General features: G+C 70.5%; 12 protein-coding genes and 1 tRNA gene. 5 read left to right on the top strand and 8 right to left on the bottom strand.

Going from position 1 to position 15,898, the window contains the following annotated elements:
- Positions 1 to 98 precede the first annotated feature (98 nt).
- Complete coding sequence (locus ACFQVC_RS16430; RefSeq protein ID WP_381831170.1) at positions 99 to 560, top strand: hypothetical protein; 462 nt, start codon at positions 99 to 101, stop codon at positions 558 to 560.
- Positions 561 to 627: 67 nt separating this feature from the next.
- Here ACFQVC_RS16430 and ACFQVC_RS16425 read toward each other — a convergent pair.
- Positions 628 to 701, bottom strand: a tRNA-Gly gene (locus ACFQVC_RS16425).
- Positions 702 to 1,208: 507 nt separating this feature from the next.
- Here ACFQVC_RS16425 and dcd point away from each other — a divergent pair.
- Together dcd and ACFQVC_RS16415 are read left to right on the top strand one after the other, a co-directional pair.
- Complete coding sequence (dcd, locus tag ACFQVC_RS16420) at positions 1,209 to 1,784, top strand: dCTP deaminase (protein ID WP_381831169.1); 576 nt, start codon at positions 1,209 to 1,211, stop codon at positions 1,782 to 1,784.
- A gap of 32 nt (positions 1,785 to 1,816) precedes the next feature.
- Positions 1,817 to 2,317 carry a phosphoribosyltransferase gene (locus tag ACFQVC_RS16415; RefSeq protein ID WP_381831461.1) on the top strand — a complete coding sequence of 167 codons (501 nt, stop codon included), beginning with the start codon at positions 1,817 to 1,819 and terminating at the stop codon, positions 2,315 to 2,317.
- A 70-nt stretch (positions 2,318 to 2,387) separates the two neighbouring features.
- On the opposite strand, the gene ACFQVC_RS16410 is transcribed toward ACFQVC_RS16415, so the two are convergent.
- The 5 genes from ACFQVC_RS16410 to ACFQVC_RS16390 form a co-directional block, all read right to left on the bottom strand.
- Positions 2,388 to 3,311, bottom strand: coding sequence for a Yip1 family protein (locus tag ACFQVC_RS16410; RefSeq protein ID WP_381831168.1), 924 nt, complete (start codon positions 3,309 to 3,311; stop codon positions 2,388 to 2,390).
- Positions 3,312 to 3,394: 83 nt separating this feature from the next.
- On the bottom strand, positions 3,395 to 4,819 hold the full coding sequence (locus ACFQVC_RS16405; RefSeq protein WP_381831167.1) for an FG-GAP repeat domain-containing protein: 1,425 nt from the start codon (positions 4,817 to 4,819) through the stop codon (positions 3,395 to 3,397).
- Between the two features lie 238 nt (positions 4,820 to 5,057).
- Positions 5,058 to 6,512, bottom strand: coding sequence for an FG-GAP and VCBS repeat-containing protein (locus tag ACFQVC_RS16400; protein WP_381831166.1), 1,455 nt, complete (start codon positions 6,510 to 6,512; stop codon positions 5,058 to 5,060).
- 32 nt (positions 6,513 to 6,544) lie between these two features.
- The gene (locus ACFQVC_RS16395) at positions 6,545 to 7,942 is read right to left on the bottom strand and encodes an FG-GAP repeat protein (RefSeq protein WP_381831165.1); all 1,398 of its coding nucleotides are present in this window, start codon (positions 7,940 to 7,942) and stop codon (positions 6,545 to 6,547) included.
- 126 nt (positions 7,943 to 8,068) lie between these two features.
- Positions 8,069 to 9,523 (bottom strand): FG-GAP repeat domain-containing protein, encoded by a 1,455-nt coding sequence (locus ACFQVC_RS16390; protein ID WP_381831164.1) that lies wholly within the window; start codon positions 9,521 to 9,523, stop codon positions 8,069 to 8,071.
- A 320-nt stretch (positions 9,524 to 9,843) separates the two neighbouring features.
- On the opposite strand from ACFQVC_RS16390, the gene ACFQVC_RS16385 reads away from it, so the two are divergent.
- The gene (locus ACFQVC_RS16385; RefSeq protein WP_381831163.1) at positions 9,844 to 10,818 is read left to right on the top strand and encodes a hypothetical protein; all 975 of its coding nucleotides are present in this window, start codon (positions 9,844 to 9,846) and stop codon (positions 10,816 to 10,818) included.
- Positions 10,819 to 10,973: 155 nt separating this feature from the next.
- Here the strand turns inward: ACFQVC_RS16385 and ACFQVC_RS16380 are convergent, their stop codons facing one another.
- Both ACFQVC_RS16380 and ACFQVC_RS16375 read right to left on the bottom strand, forming a co-directional pair.
- Positions 10,974 to 13,241: a (Fe-S)-binding protein gene (locus tag ACFQVC_RS16380; RefSeq protein WP_381831162.1), complete on the bottom strand. Its 2,268-nt coding sequence runs from the start codon at positions 13,239 to 13,241 to the stop codon at positions 10,974 to 10,976.
- A gap of 208 nt (positions 13,242 to 13,449) precedes the next feature.
- Positions 13,450 to 14,703: a nucleotide sugar dehydrogenase gene (locus ACFQVC_RS16375; RefSeq protein WP_381831161.1), complete on the bottom strand. Its 1,254-nt coding sequence runs from the start codon at positions 14,701 to 14,703 to the stop codon at positions 13,450 to 13,452.
- Between the two features lie 142 nt (positions 14,704 to 14,845).
- Between ACFQVC_RS16375 and ACFQVC_RS16370 the strand changes: the two genes are divergently transcribed.
- Positions 14,846 to 15,886, top strand: a complete 1,041-nt coding sequence (locus tag ACFQVC_RS16370; RefSeq protein WP_381831160.1) for an NAD-dependent epimerase/dehydratase family protein — start codon at positions 14,846 to 14,848, stop codon at positions 15,884 to 15,886.
- Positions 15,887 to 15,898: the final 12 nt, after the last annotated feature.

The raw sequence follows: 15,898 nt of genomic DNA, 5'->3' as shown, positions 1-15,898 counted from the left end.
TCACCTGCTCCGACTGGCCCAAGCCGCCCGCCGCCCGCCGGAGGCCGAGGGCCTGGTTAGTGCTGGTGCTCCTGAACGAGCCGACCTAGTGTGCGGCTGTGGATATCGGGACGCTGATAGGCACGGGACTGGGCGCGGTGGTCGGAGTCGGCTCCACGCTGATGGCCGACCGTGTGCGGTGGAAACGAGATCGCGCGGCACGTCGGGAGGACCTCAAACGCGAGCTGTACGGCGAGTACCTGGCGGCGCTCACCAGGACCAGGAACCAGCTCAAGGACCTCGTCAAGGCACGGAACTTCACCCCGGACGAGCGTGCCCATCAGGCCGGAGAGCTGTACCGGGAGGGCGGCGCTTACGAACTCCGCTACCAGATGTCGATCACGGCACCGGAGCAGGTCGTCAAGCGTTCCGACGACGCGCTGAGAAAGCTGCGAGACGTGCGGGACAGGCTCCAAGAGCAAGTCACAGACAGCGAGTTGGACACCGAATTCACCCGCCTGATCAAGTCCGTCAAGAGCCTTCGAGACGCCATGAGAGCTGACCTCGGAGCGGATTCATAAGGGCGGCTCGGCCCGGGCGAGGCCGGACAACGAAGAAGCCCCGGGCGCTTGGCCTGGGGCTTTCTGCTGGAGCGGGTGACGGGAATCGAACCCGCGCTCTGAGCTTGGGAAGCTCATGTTCTACCATTAAACTACACCCGCATGATGCGCGGCCGTGACCTGTCGCATCGTTCGGACACGATACCTCATCCCAGGCTCCCGGTGTATGCGCAGGCTTCTCACCGTGGGGCCTTTGTGGTGTTCGCGGGGTGGAAGCGGCTGCGGGGTGCGGGAGTTGGGGCGTACCGTTGGTGTGCGGAGTGCCGCCTGGAGCGGCGTCCCTTTCATCCCGTAATGTGAGCTTTCGTCGTCAGCGACTCAGCGACCAGCGACACTCACTGGTGTGGGGAAGGGACTCGAGGACTTGATGGAGCGCACCGTCGTCCGATGTGCCGAAGGGCACGTGTTCAGCACCGCTTCGTTTCCGATGCAGCAGCTCGGTTCCGAGCGGATCGGGCCTGGACGGCTCATCCGCTGTCCGCGCTGCGCTCGGCTACGGCATGCCGTGCCGGTGAATCAGTCGGCCAAGCGGTAACGAGCACGGTTCGTCAGAGCGCGTGGGCGACGTCCGATTGGGGCGGGCCCGCGCGCTCTGCGTATCCTCGGGGCGTGCTTCTCTCAGACAAGGACATCCGGGCCGAGATCGATGCCGGGCGGGTGCGGATCGACCCGTACGACGAAACCATGGTGCAGCCCTCGAGCATCGACGTGCGGCTGGACCGCTACTTCCGGGTGTTCGAGAACCATCGCTATCCGCATATCGATCCGGCCGTTGAACAGGTGGATCTGACGCGGATGGTCGAGCCGGAGGGGGATGAGCCCTTCATCCTGCACCCCGGCGAGTTCGTGCTCGCGTCGACCTACGAGGTCATCAGCCTGCCCGACGACCTCGCGAGCAGGCTTGAAGGCAAGAGTTCCCTCGGGCGGCTCGGGCTGGTCACGCATTCCACCGCCGGATTCATCGACCCCGGATTCTCGGGGCATGTGACGCTCGAACTGTCGAATCTCGCGACGCTGCCGATCAAGCTGTGGCCGGGCATGAAGATCGGGCAGCTGTGTATGTTCCGGCTCAGCTCGCCGGCTGAATTCCCTTATGGGAGCGAGCGGTACGGCTCGCGTTATCAGGGGCAGCGGGGGCCGACTGCCTCGCGGTCCTTTCTCAACTTCCATCGGACGCGGGTGTGATGAGCGGCGTGAGCAATGAGGTGCGCAACGAGGTGAGCGACGGCGTGCGCGAGAACCTTACGTACGAGGGGTTCGGCCGGGCCGTTCGCGAGCTGGCGCAGGCGGTCGCCGACGACGGGTACGAGCCCGACGTCGTGCTCAGCATCGCCCGTGGCGGGGTGTTCGTCGCCGGTGGTCTGGCGTACGCGCTCGACTGCAAGAACATTCACCTGGTGAATGTGGAGTTCTATACGGGCGTCGGCACCACCCTTGAAATGCCCGTCATGCTGGCTCCCGTGCCCAACGCGATCGACTTCTCGAACAAGAAGGTGCTGATCGCGGATGACGTCGCCGATACCGGTAAGACGCTGAAGCTTGTTCATGACTTCTGCCTCGACGCCGTCGCCGAAGTCCGGTCCGCCGTCATTTACGAGAAGTCGCATTCGCTCGTGAAGTGCGAGTACGTGTGGAAGCGCACCGACGAGTGGATCAACTTCCCCTGGAGCGTGGAGCCGCCCGTCGTGCGGCGTGCGGGGCAGGTTCTCGACGCCTGAGCCCCACCCCCGGTGTACAAAGGGCCCCGCCTCACGGCGGGGCCCTTTGCCGTTCGTTCGTCTCAGCGGCTCAGAACGTGCCCAGCTTGATGATCGACAGCAGTGCGATCAGCTGGATCGCCGAGGCGCCGAGGGCCTTCGGCCACGGCAGGTCGTGGGACTTGCTCACCATCGTGGTGAGCAGGGCGCCCGCCGCCAGCCAGGTCGCCCAGCCGAGGATCTGGACCAGCGGGGCGTCGCCGCCGAGGAACATGGCGAAGACCAGACGCGGGGCGTCCGTCAGCGACATGATCAGCATGGAGAGGCCGACCGTGGGCTGCCACGCGCCGTCGCCGCCCAGCTGGCGGGCCAGGGTGTGGGTGACCGCGCCGAGCACCAGGGCGCTGATCACGATGGCCACGCCCGTGGTCAGGACGATCGGGATGCTGGTCGCGAGGGTGGCGTTGATCGCGTCCTCGCGGGCGCCGTCGAAGCCGAAGACCGCGAGCAGGCCGTAGATGAAGGTGACGATGAGCGCCGGGGCCCACATCGCGTGGTCCCGCATCTGCAGGAAGGTCGGGCCGGGGCGCAGGACGATGCCGCGCAGCAGCTCCTTCCAGTGCAGGCGGGGGCCGACGGGCGCGGGTGCGGTGCCCGCGCGGTAGGTGCCGCCCTGGCTGTACGGGTCCTCGCCGATGGAGAACGCCTGGGTGTGACCCGGGTTGTTGTTCGGTGCGTACGGGTCGTGCGGGGCGCCCTGCTGCGGGTACTGGTGCTGCTGCTGATACGGATCGCCGAAGTACTCCGGCTCGCCGTGCGCGCCACCGTGACCGCCGTGTGCCCCGCCTCCCTGCGGGCCGCCCGCCGGGGGCCACTGCTGCTGGGGGTACGGGGGCGCGGGCGGGCCGCCGTACGGCGGGGCCTGCCCGGCGTACGGCTGCTGCTGCGGTTGTTGTTGCGGACGCGGTCCCTGTGAGCGGTTGTCCCGGCCGCGTCCGATCCTGAATCCAGCCACGTATTCGAACGTACCTGGTCTCGGAGAGTGGTGTGTGACGCCCGTCGCAATGAGGACGGTTTGCTGCCGAGCTGTGACAACCCCTAGGGGACGGTCCCCAGGAAAGCGGGCCGGTCCGTGGGGGATGTGCCCTCGGTGACGTAGAGCTTCGCGCCCTGCATCAGCGCTCCCCTCACGAAGACCACCTCCTCGCGGCCGTCACCGTCGAAGTCCCGGATCGCGTGGGGTGTGGTGTTGCGGGGGATGTGCGGGAGCGCGCGCGGGGCGCGGGTGGCGGAGAGGAGTGTCACACCGAGTGACTCGGGCGATGCCGGGTCCTCCATCTCGTCCTCCGGGTCGCCGTGTCCGATGAGGAGTTCCTCGGGGCCCGTGCCGTCCAGGCGGCCCGCGTCCATGGGGGCGGCGGCCTTGGGGATCCTGACCGTACGGGCGACCCGGGTGCCGTCCAGGATCTTGACGGTGGTCGCGGCGCCGGGCGGCGGCTCCCACTCGGGCCCGGACTCCTCCTCCACGTAGAAGTCGCACGTCGGGTCGTTGGCGACGGCCACTTCGCGGCCGGGGTCGCCGTCGAAATCGCCCCAGGCCGGCAGGCTGCCCGCGGGGATCTCACGGGGCGGGCCGAGGCCCGCGGGGCCCGCGCCGAACAGCAGGCCGGAGTCCTTGCTTCCGGTGTGGCAGGAGGCGGCCACGACGCCGGTGGCGCGGCCCGGTGCGATCTCGTCGACGTACAGGCCCTCCTCCCGCATCCCCTTGTGCTCGGTCACCCTCGCGGGCTCGCCGGCGCGGGAGAAGGGGCCGTAGAGGACGAAGAAGCGGTCCGCGGTGCCGTCGCGGCCCGCACCGGACGCGAGCAGGTCGTGCTTGCCGTCGCCGTTGAAGTCGCCCCGTTCCAGGCCGCTTTCGGGACTGATGCGATGGCCGCCGAGCCGGACACGGGTGGCCCTGCGGCCGGGGCGCGGGCCCTTGGGGGTGCCCCAGCTGATGTACGCCTCGGTGCGGCTCGTGCCGGTGCCCGCGGTGTCGTCGGGGGTGCGGTCGCGGGTGGTGGCCACGTCGGCGTAGCCGTCGCCGTCCAGGTCGGCGGTCTTCACGGGCGCGGTCAGGGAGGTACGGGGGGTGTACTCGTCGTGGAAGACGCGGCGGGTGGGCAGGCCGAGACCGGCGGCGTCGAGGATCGTGCGGGTCTTCGGGTCCGGGCCCTTGCCGGTGCCGTAGAGGAAGGCGACATGGGTGGGGACCAGGGCGTCCTTGTCGCCCGCGTGCAGCTGCAGCTCCGGGCGGCCGTCGCCGTTGAGGTCGTCGGGCAGGGTGCTGCCCTTGCCCGCGGGGATCGGCCTGCTGGTGTACGGGGGGTGGGTGGACGGCACGTCGGAGGGCGGCGGCCGGTCGCTGCCCGTGCACCCGGTGAGCAGGAGCGCCCCGCAGACCGCCCCGCACAGTGCCGTACGCCCCGTGCGCCCTGCACCCTTCGTACGCCTTATGGACCTCGTGGACCTTGTGGACCTCATGGCAACAAAGATCACGGCGTACGTTCGCACGGTTGCGGCGCGGCGGTTGCGATCGGACAACAGCCGCGCCGCACAAGGGATTCAGCCGTACCAGGGATGTACCTGCCCGGCACCGATCCGTAAGGGATTCAGCCGTACCAGGGATGTACCTGCCCGGCACCGATCCGTAAGGGATTCAGCCGTACCAGGGATGTACCTGCCCGGCATCGATCCGTAAGGGATTCAGCCGTACCAGGAATTACCTGCCCAGCACCGATCCGTAGGCGAAGGCGCCGGTGATCTCCAGCTTCGCCGGGGTGATGGCGCGCGACACGGCCGGGGTGCCCGTCGCGCCCTGCAGGTACCAGACGCCGCCGGTGGGGGCGTTCTCGCCGGGTGCGCCCGCGGCCACGTCGTGCAGTCCGTCGCGGCTGTAGTCGGCCGAGGCGAGCGCGGCGCCGAAGCGGTCGCCCGCCTCCGCCGTACCGGGGATGCCCGCGGAGTTCTGCGTGAGGGAGAAGGGCCGCTGCACCTGGCCGTCGGCCGCGCCGAACAGATACGTGAGCGAGCCCGCCTCCTTGAGGCTGCCGACCGCCTCGCGGCCGGTGCCGGCCACCAGGTCGTCGAAGGTGTCGCCGTCGATGTCACCGGCCGCGAGCGCCGCCCCGAAGTCGTCCTCGGTCTCCGCGGTGCCGGGCACCCCGGGAGTGTTCTGGGTGACGCACTGGTGGTGCCGGCCGAAGCCGTCCAGGCGTGCGCCGTACATCATCAGGACCGCGCCGCCGAGCCGGTCCGCGCAATGGGTGCTGTCCGCCTCGGGGTTGGGGCGCACGAGGCCGACGGCCAGGTCGTCGGGGCCGTCCCCGTCGAAGTCACCGGCCGCGAGGGCGGCGCCGGAGTCGGGGTCCGACCAGTGCCGCGCCGGCTTGCCGTCCGCGCCCCAGCGGTAGATGACGGTGCCCGCGTCCTCCATGGCCGACCAGGTCGCCGCGAGGTCGTCGGTGCCGTCGCCGTCGAAGTCACCGCTGGCCAGGGCGCGGGCGCCGCCGCCCATGCCGAAGGAGCGGATCGCGGAGGTGGACGTGGGCGAGCCGGCGGTGAACGGGCCCGGCCGCAGCCGCAGCGAGCCGCCCTCCTCGCCCGCCGCGCCGAGCGCCAGGTCCCGGTCGCCGTCGGCGTCGTAGTCGCCGCTGGTCAGGGTGCGGCCGATGGCGGCGAACTCGTCGGCGCCCTTCGCGGCGGTGAGCCCGCCGCGGGAGAAGCCGGTCGCCGTGCCCCAGATGACGGAGACGGTGCCCTCGTTGCGGGTCGGCGTGTCCGTCAGGGACTCGCCGGGGGTGCCCACGATCAGATCGCTGTAGCCGTCCGCGTCGAGGTCGGCGGCCTCGACGGCGGTGCCGAAGCGGTCGTCGGCCTCGGGGGTGCCGGGGACGCCGGGCAGGGCCTGGGTGACGACATCCGACGCGACCGGGTCGAGGCCGTCGGCGCTGCCCCACACCACGCTGACGTACCCGGCCTTCGCCTTGCCGCCCGCGGTCGCGTCGGGCACGCCGACCGCGAGGTCCGCGTAGCCGTCGCCGTTGAAGTCGCCCTTCGGGCCGGCGGGTGCGGCGGCGGGTGCGGCGGCAGGCGCCGCACCGGCGCTGGGAGCGGTCGGGCCGAGGACGGCGACGGTGGCGCAGACGGCCGCCGCCAGCAGCGTCTTCCTGGTCATGCTGTCTCCAATTCGCGTACGGAAAAGGGGAGTTAGCGCAGTACGTCGCCGAAGCCGCGGCCCGCGCCGCCGATGCCGAAGTCCGAGCCGTTGAAGGACGTGGCGTACGACGTGGTGAGGCCGGTGGCCGTGCCGCGCAGGACCCAGACGGCGCCCGCGTCCACAGCTGTGGAGATGTCCTCGCCGATCGCGGCCGTCGCGAGGTCGGCGCGACCGTTCCTGTTGATGTCCTTGAGGCGGACCGTGGAGCCGAAGTGGTCGTCCGCCTCCGGGGTGCCGGGCACGCCCGCGGTGCCCTGGTGCCACGACGTGCCCGCGCCCAGGCCGCTGGTGCCGGTCTTGTGACCCTTCAGGAGGACGACGTTGCCCACGCGCGTGGTGCTGCCCACGGTCTCGCCGGGAGCGCCCACGGCGACGTCGGCCGCGCCGTCGCCGTCCACGTCGCCGACGCTCACCGAGGCGCCGAAGCCGTCGCCGGGCTCGGTGGTGCCGGGCACGCCCGGCTCGTCCTGGGTGTACGTCTCGTCGCCGCGGGCCTCGCCCAGGCCCTGGGAGCTGCCGTACCAGACGGTGACGAGGTTGTGCGCGCGGTTGCCGGTGACGAGGTCCGGGTAGCCGTCGCCGTTCACATCGCCGGTGGCCGCCGTTTCGGAGGCGGCGCGGCGGTCCGGGCCCGCGGCGAGGACGCGCAGGCCGTGGCCCACGTCGCCGGGGCCGCCGGGGACGAGCGCCAGATAGCCGCCGCCGTCGGCGCGCTTGCCGTACACGGCGTACTGCCCGCCGTTGCCGCTGTCGGTGAAGTCGGCGCCGGTGACGCCTTCGAGGCGGACGCCGGCCGGCAGGCCCTCGCCCTCCAGGCCGATCGCGCCGCCGTCCGGAACCCCGTCGGCGTACCACCAGAAGCGGTTGGCGCCGACGACGACGAGGTTGCCGTAGCCGTCGCCGTCGAGGTCGATGAAGGAGGCGCCCTCGCCGAAGCGGATGTCCTCTGCCGTGGGGGCGTTGAGGACCATGCCGCCCTTGGTGAAGCCGCCGGACGACCCCCACACGAGCGTCATCGACCCGTCGGGCTTGCCGTCGACCTTCTCGCCGGGCGCGCCGACGATCAGATCCGCGAACCCGTCGCCGTTCACATCCGCGCTGGTGACGTTCTCGCCGAACTCGTCGCCCGCCTCGGTGACCCCGGGCACCTCGGCCGTGTCCTGGGTGACGGTCACGGAGCGGGACGGGGAGACGCCGGAGGCCGAGCCGAAGGTGACCGTCACGGCGTTCGCCTTCGGCGTGCCGATGGCCAGGTCGCGGTAACCGTCGCCGTTGAAGTCGTCGCGCAGGGCGGTGGCCGCGGCGGCGGTGCCCGCGAGGGGCAGGGTCAGGCCCGTGGCGGCGAGGGCCGCCACGGTCGCCGCGACGGCAAGGGACTTGGCGCGCAAGAGGAACTCCCGGAGTCCGGACGTGGGGGGGCAGGCTTCCGGGGGTGTGACTCGTGAGGTGTACGAAGGGTTGTGCGCGGGTGACGCCTCAGCGAACCCCGGCAAGTGGGTCCGGCGCGGTGCGCCTCATCGCGTCCCCGTCACGAACGCCGAAGTGGAGAAGGTGAGTTCGGGGCTGCGGGCGAGCCCGGTGCGTGTGCCCCGGTAGAGGGCCACTTCGTCCTCGGTCTCGCCCTTGTGCGTCCGTACGACCAGATCGTCCATGCCGTCGCCGTCGAAGTCGCCGGCCGTGATCACTTCCGAAGTTCCCTTCGCGGCGGGGGACAGGGTGGTCGAGGCGGAGCGTGCCAGGCCCTCACGGCGCCCCTCGTGGACCGTCAACTCCCGTCCGCCCACGACGAGTTCGCTCCGCCCGTCGCCGTCGAAGTCACCGGACTCCACCGTGAGGGCGGGGCCGGCGGGCGCGTCGAGGGTGGCGCGGCGGGTGCCCGGCACGTCGTAGCGCAGGGCGATGCCGGTCTTCGTGGCGATGGCGGCGTCCAGGGCGGCGCCCCCGTCGAACCGGCCGAACGCCAGGCCCTGGCCCGCGGGGAGCACCACCGCCGTACGGGTCGGCCCCGCGGGTCCGCCGAGCACCAGGCTGCTGCGGGACGTGCCGCCGCCGGCGCGCACCAGGAGGTCGTCGTACCCGTCGCGGTTCACGTCCACCGCGGGGCCGCGCGGCACCGTGCCCGGGGCCTTGAGCACCTTGCCGGAGCGCGGGGCGCCGCGCTCGGTGAACGGGCCGCGCAGAAAGCTGACCTGGGCGTTGCTGGCGTGGACGACCAGGTCCTGCGCCCCGTCGCCGTCGAAGTCCCCGCACACCGGCTGGTCGGGCCACTCGTTGCCGTCCCTGGCGCCCGCCGGGATCGCCAGCTTGACGGCCTTGCCGGTCAGGCCGGCCGGGGAGCCGAAGAGGATCTGCAGCGGTACGGGGGGCCGGCCGATGCCGTTGTACGGCGGGTCGGTGGCGACCACCAGATCCGTGAAGCCGTCCTTGTCGAGGTCGCAGCGGGCCGCCGAGTCGAAGGCCGCGGGCAGCTCGCCCTTGGTGGGCGCGGCCTGCTTCGCGGGGCTGAGCAGCTGCCGGGTGCGCACGTCGACGGCGCGCCCGTTCTGCGCCGAGCCCTTCGCCGAGCTCTTCGCCCCGTCCTTCGCCCCGCCTTCAGCGCCGCCCTCAGCGCCGCCTTCAGCGCCGCCCTCCGCGCCGCCCTCCGCGCCGCTCTTCGGGCCACGAGGCGCCCCGTACACCACGCCGATGCCCGCGTCGTCGCCGTGACTGTCGTGCACCAGGTCGTCCAGGACGAGATCGCGCAGCCCGTCACCGTTGAAGTCGTCGCCCCGTGCGGCGCCACGGTCGCCGTCGCCCCGCGGCACGGGCAGCAGCGGCACGGCCGCCGCCTTGTCGGCCCGGGGCGCCGGCCGCCGGTCCGCACCGCCGCGGTCGTCGTCGGCCGGGCCCCCGCAGGCCGTGGCCGTGAGCAGCAGTGCGCAGCCGGCCACGGTCACCCCCATCGCCGCCGCCCGTCTCCGTACGATCACGACCGCGTCCACGACCCGTATCCGCACGACCCGCCCACCCCATCCGTACCGCTCGAATCAACCTCCCCATGATGCTGTGGGCGCGTTCCGGAGATAAGGCGCCGAAGGCAACGGACGGATCCCGATTACGGCGCTGAGTGTCCGTGATGTCGCTGAGTGTTGGTGATTGCTGGAAATGTGAAGCGCTTTACGATCTCGCTGGCAAGGCTGAGGCCGGTCGTTACATTCCTTACCGGTTACGCAGACATCGCCCTCCTAACTTCGTAGTCATCAGCACCGCATCAGCACCGCAGACCACGAGTGACGACGAGGGACACAGCATGCGCGCCACCCGACGCACCATCCGTACCGCCGCGATCGCGACGGGGGCCGTCGCCGCCTTCGCCCTCCCGGCCGGTGCCGCGTTCGCCGACGCGTCCGCCGCTCCCTCCGCCACTCCGTCCACGGCTCCGTCCGACGCTCCGGCCACCGGAGCGCCCACGCAGCCCGCCAAGCCCACGCCGCCTGCGCAGTCCGCGAAGCCGAAGCCCACGCCGCCCGCGGAGTCCTCGAACCCCGCCAGGCCCGCCAAGCCCGGCACCGTCCGTGAGTTCATCGGCACGACCAGGCTGGAAGACGGCTCGGTGGCCAAGGTCTACAAGGTGTCCGCGGACCGCGTCGAGGCCGAGATCTGGGCCGACGGCAGCAAGCTCGACACCCTGGTCTCCGAGGGCGGCAAGCCCGCGCACGGCGAGAACAACGGCCTGCACATCACCGTCAGCCCCGACGCCACGGTGAAGTCCTGGACCGACGGCGGCAAGGGGACGGGCAAGGGCAAGGACAAGAAGCGGTCCGCCGCGTCCGCCGTGAAGGTGACGATGCCCGACGGCCGGATCGCCCGGCTGATGGACGGCCCGCGCATCGAGATCTCCATGCCGAACGGAAACGTCCTGGGCACGCTCGACCGCACCAAGATGACCACCGTCAACGACGGCTGGACGTACAAGATCGACCGCAGCGGCCATCTGCACAAGTTCGTGGTCGTCGACGGCCGCAGCGGCTGCACCTGGGTCTACGACTTCGGCGGCAAGCTGATCGAGAAGTACTCCGTCAAGGGCGGCAAGCGGGTCTCCACAGCGAGTGACAAGAAGATCGCGGCTCCGCAGGGCGGCGTGAAGGCCGGTGCCGAGGGTGCCGAGGCCACCGCGGAGCGGACCACGGGCAGCGCCCCGATGGTCGCGGCCGGCGGCGGCATGGCCGCTCTGGGCGCGGCGGGCCTGGGCTTCGCGATCCTGCGCCGCGGCACGAACGGCTGAGCCGCTCACCGCACCGACAGCTGAACGCAGCTCAAAACAGCTCAAAACAGCTGAACACAGCCGAACACAGCTGAACCGGCCCGGTTTCAGGGGGGGCCGAGAACTGACTGAGGGGGCCGTCACGGGGCGGCCCCCTCAGTCGGTGTGCGCAGGTACTACTTCACCGGCTCGGGCTCCGGCTCGCCCGCCGTCTCCTCGGAACCGGCCGGGTCCACCGGGGTCCTGACCGAGTCGAGCAGCAGCTGGGCGACATCCACGACCTGCAGGGACTCCTTGGCCTTGCCGTCGTTCTTCTTGCCGTTCACGGAGTCCGTGAGCATCACGAGGCAGAACGGGCAGGCCGTCGACACGATGTCCGGGTTCAGCGAAAGGGCTTCGTCCACGCGCTCGGTGTTGATGCGCTTGCCGATCCGCTCCTCCATCCACATCCGCGCACCGCCGGCGCCACAGCAGAAGCCGCGCTCCTTGTGGCGGTGCATCTCCTCGTTGCGGAGGCCCGGGACCTTGCCGATGATCTCGCGCGGCGGCGTGTAGATCTTGTTGTGGCGGCCCAGGTAGCAGGGGTCGTGATAGGTGATCAGGCCCTCGACCGGGGTGACCGGGATCAGCTTGCCCTCGTCGATGAGGTGCTGGAGCAGCTGGGTGTGGTGGATGACTTCGTAGTCGCCGCCGAGCTGCGGGTACTCGTTGCCCAGGGTGTTGAGGCAGTGCGGGCAGGTCGCGACGATCTTCTTCGCGGTCTTCGGCTTCTTGGTCGACTCGTCCTCGTCGTCCTCGCCGAAGGCGGCGTTCAGGGTCGCGACGTTCTCCATGCCGAGTTCCTGGAACAGCGGCTCGTTGCCGAGGCGCCGTGCCGAGTCACCGGTGCACTTCTCGTCGCCGCCCATGATCGCGAACTTGACGCCCGCGATGTGCAGCAGCTCAGCGAAGGCCTTGGTGGTCTTCTTGGCCCGGTCCTCGAGGGCGCCCGCGCAGCCGACCCAGTAGAGGTACTCGACCTCGGTGAGGTCGTCGATCGTCTTGCCGACGACCGGCACCTCGAAGTCGACCTCCTTGGTCCACTCCAGGCGCTGCTTCTTGGCGAGGCCCCAGGGGTTGCCCTTCTTCTCCAGGTTCTTGAGCATCGTGCCCGCCTCGGACGGGAACGCGGACTCGATCATCACCTGGTAGCGGCGCATGTCGACGATGTGGTCGATGTGCTCGATGTCGACCGGGCACTGCTCGACACAGGCGCCGCAGGTGGTGCAGGACCACAGGACGTCCGGGTCGATGACGCCGTTCTCTTCGAGGGTGCCGATCAGGGGGCGCTCGGCCTCGGCGAGCGCGGCGGCGGGCACATCGGCGAGCTGCTCGGCCGAAGCCTTCTCGTTGCCCTCCATGTCCTTGCCGCCGCCCGCGAGGAGATACGGCGCCTTGGCGTGCGCGTGGTCCCGGAGCGACATGATCAGCAGCTTCGGGGAGAGCGGCTTGCCGGTGTTCCAGGCGGGGCACTGCGACTGGCAGCGGCCGCACTCGGTGCAGGTGGAGAAGTCGAGCAGGCCCTTCCAGGAGAACTGCTCGACCTGGCTGACGCCGAAGGTGTCGTCCTCGCCCGGGTCCTCGAAGTCGATCGCCTTGCCGCCGCTGGTCATCGGAAGGAGCGCGCCGAGCGCGGTGCCGCCCTCGGCCTCGCGCTTGAACCAGATGTTGGGGAAGGCGAGGAAGCGGTGCCAGGCGACACCCATGTCGGTCTTCAGGGCGACGGTGATCATCCAGATGAAGGACGTCGCGATCTTCAGGCCTGCGAAGAAGTACGTGAGGTTCTGCAGCGTGGCGAGGTCGAGGCCCTCGAGCGCCGAGACCACCGGGTACGAGATGAAGAACGAGGCCTCGTAACCGTCCACATGGTGCTGGGCGCCCTCGAGCGCGTGCAGCATGAAGATGCAGACGCCGACGATGAGGATGACGGCCTCGACGAAGTACGCCTGTCCGGTGTTGGAGCCCGCGAAGCGGGACTTGCGCCCCGGGCGGCCCGGCCGGTTCAGCTGCCGGATGACGATCAGGGTCAGGATGCCGAGCACCGTCATCGTGCCGAGGAACTCGACGAAGACGTTGTACGGCGCCCAGTCGCCGATGACCGGAAGCAGCCAGTCGGCCTTGAAGAGCTGGCCGATGGCGTTGACGATCGTCAGCAGCAGTGAGAAGAAGCCCACCGCCACGAACCAGTGCGCCACACCGACGATGCCCCACCTGTTCATCCGGGTGTGGCCGAGGAACTCCCTGACCACGGTGAGTGTGCGCTGGGCGGGGGCGTCCGTCCTGGTACCTGCGGGCACGGGCTGGCCGAGCCGCATGAAGTGGTAGATCTGCAGGATGGCACGGCCGAACAACGCGACGCCGACCGCGATGAGGACCAGCGACACAATGATCGCGGCGAGTTGCATGGGCGGGCTCCTCGAACCTGCGAGAGCGGGCATTACTAACGGCATTACTAAGCGGTAACTTATGCAGTCCGTCTGAGACTACCCACTTATGGGGCCGCACTGTAGCCAGGGGTGCGGTGATCTGTGTCGCTCAGGCAACCCTGAGTACCTGCCTTGCTCACTCCCGGTCCCGTCGGGCCTCTCCGGGGACTCACTCGGGCGCAACCCGTCAGAGCCGGTCGATGTGCGCGGCGCGGCAGCGGTTACGGGTGTCGAGGACGTACGACGCCTCGTGTGCGACCAGGTCGTAGTCGAAGGAGTCATGGTCGGTGGTGATCACCACGCCGTCGGCGGCGCGCAGCTCGTCGGCGGTCAGTTCGACGCAGAGCACGTCGGCGGGCAGTTCGCGCGGGTCGGCGTAGGGCTCCACGGCGCGTACCCGGGCGCCGCGCGCGAGCAGGAGCCCGGCCACGGTGACGGCCGGGGACTCGCGCACGTCCCCGGTGTTGCGCTTGTACGCCAGGCCGAGGACGAGCAGCCGGGCGCCGGCCAGTTCGCGGCCGATGCCCGCCTCGACGCGGTCCACCACGTGTTCGGGCATGTGCTCGTTGATCTCCTGGGCGAGGGAGACGAAGCGGACGTCGTGCCGGAGCTGGCGGCGTACCTGCCAGGAGAGGTACGAGGGATCGACGGGCAGGCAGTGGCCGCCGACGCCGGGCCCCGGGTAGAAGGGCATGAAGCCGAAGGGCTTGGTGGCGGCGGCCTCGACGGCCTCCCAGATGTCGACGCCGAGCGGCCGTGCGCACATCGCCAGCTCGTTGACGAGGGCGATGTTGACCTGTCTGAAGGTGTTCTCCAGGAGCTTGGTGAGCTCGGCGGTGCGCGGTGTGGAGACCGGCACGGTGCGGTGCACGAGACGGTCGTAGAAGGCCTCGACGGCTTCGAGTGAGGCGTCGTCGATGCCGGAGACCACCTTGGGGGTGTTCTCCAGGTGCCAGTGCGGGTTGCCGGGGTCGATCCGCTCGGGGCTGTAGCCGAGGTGGAAGTCCTGGCCCGCGCGAAGGCCGCTGCCCGCTTCGAGCAGGGGGCGCAGCACCTCGTCGGTGGTGCCGGGGTAGCTGGTGGACTCCAGGACGACGGTGGCTCCGGGGCTCAGCTGCGGGGCGACGGCGCGGCCCGCGCTCTCGATGTGGGACAGATCGGGGGCGCCGTCGCGCAGCGGCGTCGGCACGGTGATCACGCAGATGTCGAACCCGGTGGCTTCGGCCGGGTCGCGGCTCACCCGCAGGCGGCCGCTGTCGAGGGCGGTGAGGAGCCGGTCGGAGGAGATGTCCTCGACGTAGGAGTCGCCGGCGCCGAGGCGTTTGACGCGCTGCTCGTCGATGTCGAGGCCGGTCACCCGGAAGCCGGCTTCCGCGGACCGTACGGCCAGCGGAAGTCCGACGTAGCCGAGGCCGACCACCACGACGTGTGCTGTTCCCATGCGCTGCCCTCGTGTCCTCGTTCGATGAGAAGTGAATCGTGTTATTCGCGACATATTTGGACATAGGGAACTAGCTTGTTGGTGGCTTGGTCCTGGTGCGCCCGCCCCGCATCACCCCGATACCGCAACAGAACGGGCAGCTATGGCATCCACCTACTTGATCACCGGCGGCGCCGGCTTCATCGGTTCGCACCTCGTGGAAGCGCTGCTCGGCCAGGGCGAATCGGTCGTCGTGCTCGACGACCTCTCCACCGGCGACAAGGCGAATCTCGCCGCCGCCTGGTCGAACCCACGGCTCCGGTTCGTCCGCGGCTCGGTGCTCGACGAGCGGCTCGTGGAGGAGCTGACCGGGCGCTGCGACACGGTGGTGCATCTCGCGGCCGCCGTCGGCGTCCGCCTCATCGTCGAGCAGCCGCTGAAGTCCTTCACGACGAATGTGCGCGGCACGGAGAACGTCATCGCCGCCGCACACCGCCACGGCCGCCGCGTCCTGCTCGCCTCCACATCGGAGATCTACGGCAAGAACCCGGGCCCGCTCACCGAGGGCTGTGACCGGGTGCTCGGCGCCACCAGCGTGGCCCGCTGGTCGTACTCCACGGCCAAGGCCGTCGACGAGATCCTCGCACTCGCCCACCACCGCGAGTTCGGTCTGCCCGTGACGGTGGCCCGGCTCTTCAACACCGTCGGCCCGCGCCAGTCACCGGCGTACGGCATGGTCATCCCGCGTCTGGTCCGCCAGGCCGTCGCGGGCGAGCCGCTCACCGTGCACGGCGACGGACGTCAGCGCCGCTGCTTCGCCCATGTCGCCGATGTCGTCGACGCGCTCCTGCGGCTGCTCGCCCACCCCGGCGCCGACGGCCGGATCTTCAACGTCGGCACGGAGGACGAGATCTCCATCGCCGGACTCGCCGCCCGCGTCGTGGCCCGCGCGGGCAGCGCGTCACCTGTGGTCCTGGTCCCCTACGACCAGGTGTACGGCGCCGGAGCGGGCGACTTCGAGGACATCGAGCGCCGCCTTCCCGACACCACGCGCCTGCGCGAACTCACCGGCTGGGCGCCACGGCGCGGCCTCGACGACATCCTCGACGCGTCCATCGCCGAGGCCCGCGCGGAACAGGCCGCCCTGCCGGGGCAGCCCCGCGCCCAGGACACCCCCCAACTGACCGCGCACCCCAGGGTCTGACGGAAGGACCCC

The sequence above is a fragment of the Streptomyces monticola genome, from assembly GCF_042665355.1.
Classification (GTDB): Bacteria; Actinomycetota; Actinomycetes; order Streptomycetales; family Streptomycetaceae; genus Streptomyces; species Streptomyces monticola.
This window is presented reverse-complemented; position numbering and strand designations above follow the sequence as displayed.